2 protein-coding genes are annotated in these 1,182 nt (G+C 59.7%); one reads left to right on the forward strand and one right to left on the reverse strand.

The features are described 5' to 3' along the window. The coding region (locus tag NW856_RS09095; protein WP_414399906.1) for a tyrosine-type recombinase/integrase at positions 1 to 760 on the forward strand (760 nt) is incomplete at its 5' end. A gap of 216 nt (positions 761 to 976) precedes the next feature. Here NW856_RS09095 and NW856_RS09100 read toward each other — a convergent pair. Further along, the coding region (locus NW856_RS09100; RefSeq protein ID WP_414399907.1) for a hypothetical protein at positions 977 to 1,182 on the reverse strand (206 nt) is incomplete at its 5' end.

The raw sequence follows: 1,182 nt of genomic DNA on the forward strand, positions 1-1,182 counted from the left end.
GAAGGGCCGTCCGTTTCGCAACCGCTCCGGCCAGCGGATCCACCCGCCCGCCTCTCCGGCCACCTACAACCTCAAGCGGTTGGCCTTGCAGCAATTTTTTGAATGGGCCAGCCAACGGGGCTACCTTCAGGATCCCCTGCCCACTCAAGCCATTCGACCTGCCCGCCTGCCTGCGCGTTTGCCCCGCGATCTGGATCGGTTGTTGCTGCAGCGGGTGTTGCAGCGGGCCCAAAACCATTCTCTGCGCTACGCGGCTTTGATTCGCCTGATGCTGGAGTGCGGGCTGCGGGCCCAGGAGCTGTTGGACTTAACCGTTCAAGATTTTCAAATCAGCCCTGAGGGATCCCTGTTGGAAGTGCGCTGTGGCAAGGGGAGCAAACCCCGCGCTGTGGCAGTAGGGGATCCCCTCTCCGAGCTGTTGCAGCAGTATCTGAGCCGAGAACGGGGCCCGTGCGCGCCGACGGATCCCTTGTTTGTTTCCCAATCTCGCTGCTTGGCCTACCGGGGGCGCCCCCTCACCTACGATGGCCTGCGGCATATTGTGCTCAAGCTAACCGAGCCTGAGCCGGGACATCAAACCCCCCACCAGTTTCGCCACAGTTTTGCCACCTTGTTGCTGGATCGCGGCGTTGCCCCCGAACACATTCAGCACTTGCTGGGCCACACAACTGCCGCCATGACGATGCGCTACACCCAGCGGGCCAACTTGAGAGCAGCCATCGCCCGTTCCCGCGAGATCTTGAATCAGGGCTTGGTTTAGGGATCCCTTAGTGTGCTATGGCCTCTATTGTTTCAAGTGAGACAGATGCAGATTGCTCGAAGAAAAGTGCAAAAAGGCCGCCACCAGTACTCCCACCGGCTGCAACTGTCCCAACAACGCCACCCAAATAGCAATAAGGACGGGGGTTTGGATCCACAATAACGCCACAATAATGTATTTCCGGCTAATCTTCGGTGCCAACTTGGGGGCGACCTCTCAGCTTTTGGGGATCAGCCGCTTCGGACAGGCAGCACGGATATGGGATTCGCTCAGGTCGGGCATGAGAGCCAAGGCCCGCTGAGCATCAATTTGCGCTTCGCACACCGCCTCCAACACCTGTTCGGCCATCAGGGAAAGGGGCATATCAGCGGTTTGCTCGGGGTCGGTATCCAGGGAAATTGGTCGGACTCCCACAGGGGGGG

This window comes from Synechococcus sp. R3-13 (assembly GCF_047462195.1).
GTDB lineage: Bacteria > Cyanobacteriota > Cyanobacteriia > Thermostichales > Thermostichaceae > Thermostichus.